The organism is Bacillus sanguinis, from assembly GCF_018332475.1.
Classification (GTDB): domain Bacteria; phylum Bacillota; class Bacilli; order Bacillales; family Bacillaceae_G; genus Bacillus_A; species Bacillus_A sanguinis.
The window spans coordinates 1-3,535 of sequence record NZ_BOQB01000411.1 but is presented as its reverse complement, the minus strand read 5'-3'; the positions used below and the strand labels follow the sequence as shown (position 1 = coordinate 3,535).

At 32.5% G+C, this 3,535-nt stretch carries 3 protein-coding genes; 2 read left to right on the top strand and 1 reads right to left on the bottom strand.

From position 1 onward, the window contains the following. Positions 1-287: 287 nt before the first annotated feature. Both KI369_RS26955 and KI369_RS26950 read left to right on the top strand, forming a co-directional pair. Positions 288-1,544, top strand: a complete 1,257-nt coding sequence (locus KI369_RS26955) for an ATP-binding protein (RefSeq protein WP_212958622.1) — start codon at positions 288-290, stop codon at positions 1,542-1,544. Further along, the gene (locus KI369_RS26950) at positions 1,541-2,761 is read left to right on the top strand and encodes an ATP-binding protein (protein ID WP_212958620.1); all 1,221 of its coding nucleotides are present in this window, start codon (positions 1,541-1,543) and stop codon (positions 2,759-2,761) included. The genes KI369_RS26955 and KI369_RS26950 overlap by 4 nt, the downstream gene beginning before the upstream one ends. 244 nt (positions 2,762-3,005) lie before the next feature. On the opposite strand, the gene KI369_RS26945 is transcribed toward KI369_RS26950, so the two are convergent. Beyond that, the coding region (locus tag KI369_RS26945; protein WP_212958618.1) for a collagen-like protein at positions 3,006-3,535 on the bottom strand (530 nt) is incomplete at its 5' end.

The window sequence follows — 3,535 nt, the reverse complement described above, 5'->3', positions numbered from 1 at the left end:
GTAGGACCACGATCGCCGACGGTTAAATAGTTTTCATCATTTGAAATTGTAACACCTGTATTTGTTGTCATTTTCTTTCCTTCATTCTCACGCGTGAAGGATTCCAGTTGTTCTGTTTTTTTATTTTTTTTGCCGTTCATATAAAACACCTCCCATAATAGTCTGAAGATACTTTACTTTATTGGGATTATTTACCTCGAATATTCGATTTATCTTTGTTTGTCTATGAAAATCATTTATTATAATAAATGGTATTCTTCGAGATATTATTTTGAAGGGGTGTTGAAGTGAAAGAAAGTTTTCTATCATATAAAGAAGAAGAAAGGAATGCAAAAATCCTTTTGTGGGTGCTATATGTCATTGTTGTTTCATACCAAATTTTCTACGCAATCGTATTAGAAAATAAATCACTAACGGATAAGGGATATAGCATACTATGGCAAGTTATTTGCGGAACTGCAATACTCAGTGTGAATGTATATTTAATAAAAAAAGAGAAAGCGAATTTCGTTAAATATGCATGTGTATCTGCATACTTAGGAATAGAGATTGCTAATATAATTTCGTATATGCTTTATAATGAAGCAGCATTTGATGGGGGAAATATAGTAGAAATTATTCTCATCTTCTTTGTACCTATATTTTTAAATAAAAAATATTTTGTGTTTGTACTTTCAACTATTGTAGTGAAATATATGATTTATTTATTTGTATTAAAGGAAGTAAAAGGATTTATGTTCCTCATTATGTATACACTCGTATTAATAGCCGCATATATCATTTTAAATCGATTTATACAATACCTTTCAGCGGTAAAGGAAAGTATTAAGATTGCTAGTGAATCACAAAAATTAGCAGTAATCGGAAAAATGGCGGCGACAGTAGGACATGAAATTAAAAATCCACTTGCTTCATTAAAAGGGTTTACGCAATTACAACGAGAGAAGCATGGGGAGGATCCTATTTACAAACAGATGATTTTTGAAATAGAAAATATGAATAATATGATAAGTGAGTTGATGGAAGTTGCTACATGTAAACCTTCTATATATAAGAAACATAATATAGGAGAAATTGCATTACAAGCAGTAACAATTCTTCGCGAAAAAATGAATGAATGTAACGTTCAGCTTACTTCTAGTGTGGAAGAAAAGGCGATAGAAGTTGAATGTGATGAGCGGAAAATACGAGGAGTCTTTCTATATGTTATAAAAAATGCTCTGGAGGCAATGGAGCAAGGTGGCACATTAGAGTTACGGTTAGAAAATAAAGGACAAGATTCTGTAATGCTAAGTGTAATTGATAATGGTTACGGTATTAAGAAAGAAAATTTGGCTCGTGTTACAGAAGCCTTTTATACAACGAAACAAGATAAGATTGGCCTGGGACTTACGGTAGCGAATCGAATTGTTACGGAGCAGCATCTTGGTGAATTACATATTTCAAGTAAAAGAGATATTGGAACTAGAATAGATATCATTCTCCCGAAACAGCGTGGAAATAATGAAATTCAAGTGGGAGAAAAGCTAGGAGTTACGATATGAATAAAGACGATATATTTAAAAATGAAGAAATAAAGGCGCTGAAAATATTTTTAAGTTTATTTTTTGTTATATTTTTTGTATACGATCTTGCCTACGAATTCATTGTACCTTTAATAGGAGGAGAGCAAGAAGGAGTAGGAGAATTTGAAGATGGTTTAGGTTTATGGCTTTATTTTCTGATGGTGATTTTATTTTGTATTGGAGTATACTTTATGAAATGGAAAAATCCATTTGCAGTAAAATATATTATTCTAATTGGATATAATCTATTAGATTTTATCCATAATTTTATGATTTATTACGGTAGTGATGCTGAGTTTGATGGTGGGAATATAGTAGAAGGATTTTTTATTTTATTTGCCCCAATCTTTGTGAATAAAAGATATTTTTGGTTAGTTCCGAGCATACTTGTTGGAAAATACGCTCTTATAGGAATCGTTATTCACTCTTCACTCGTTTTAATCCCGATGGCATTATATAGCGTATTTACTATCCTATGTTGGATTATGTTTTTAAGGTTTCGATCTTACGTTCGTACGCTTGAGATGATGGATAAAGAAATACAACAAACAGAAAAGCTAGCAACTGTTGGGAAAATGGCTACAGTTATTGGTTACAAAATTAAAAGACCTTTAGCTAATTTGGATAAATTTGTGAATAAGCAAGCAATTAAATATCCAGAGGATAAAATATATAGTGATATTATGAAACAAGAAGTAGAACGAATTCATACAATCGCTACAGAACTTAGTGGATTTGAGAAATCTAAATCACCAGAATCAGAAATTTATAATATAGAAGAAATTGTCGCGTATGTTATTCGAGTTATGGGGAAGCCTGCTTTAAAGCAAGGAGTGCACATACAAGCTATTTATAGTAAAGACATACCATCGATTACATGCGATGAAAAACGATTAAAACAAGTATTTTTTAATTTAATAAAAAATGCGATTGAAGCAATGTCAGTTGGCGGAACGATTACGATTAAAGTGACTGTAGAAGATGCAATCATTGTTCAAGTTAAGGATGAAGGTTGCGGCATTCCAAAAGACAAAATTCCGAAGCTAAATGAAGCTTTTTACACAACGAAAGAAACGGGAACAGGTTTAGGTTTAGTAGTTACAGAAAAAATTATTAAAGACCACAACGGTAAAATAAGTTTTGAAAGTGAAGTTGGAATTGGAACGACCGTGAAGGTTATATTGCCGATATCATGAAAAACTATTTTTAAAAGGGAGATCACTTATTTGAGAGTGATCTCCTTTATTTCGCGAATAAAAATTCGAAAGTGTTTACACTATTGGCATAGTATATATAATTAAAAATACAAAATATGGATATTATTGAAAAAATAGTATATAATAAACTTGTCTGTTACTTGTTTTAATTCATTTGTATTTCTATTTGTTGGCCCCAATTATTGGGGCTTTTCTTGTTAAATAAATTACTTTTAAGAGGGAACTAAATATCAGTAATTAGAAAAATGGAATATACAGCACTGGTAGCAATTCCAGGGTTAATATAAAGGGATATAGCATCTCCTCTCGAAACTGGGTTTCCAGTTGTAATACTAGTCCAATTTATAGTAGCGGGACCTACTGCTGGTGTAGGATTAAACACTTGAATTTGTCCTGATCCACTATCCGTCGGTTTAATGGAAAATACCATAGTTCCGGTAATTTTGTCAGTGCTAGTTAAGGTGATAGTAGATAGGATATAACTAGAAGTAGGGGCAGTGAGGTTTGTGGGGACATTCCTACAAATATTAATCGTATAAACAGCAGCAGGTAAGTTATTTACATTTATAGACGCAGCAAAACCAACTATATTTCCAGCACCGGCAGTTACATATGGGATAACGTTAGAATCAACACCTGGAGAACCTGCTATACGTTGAAAACCAGCATTTGTTCCTTGAAAAACAATACTTTTTGCTGAGGCACTACCTACGGTTCCAGTAGGTCCAGTGCTACCAGTAGGTCCAGTGATGC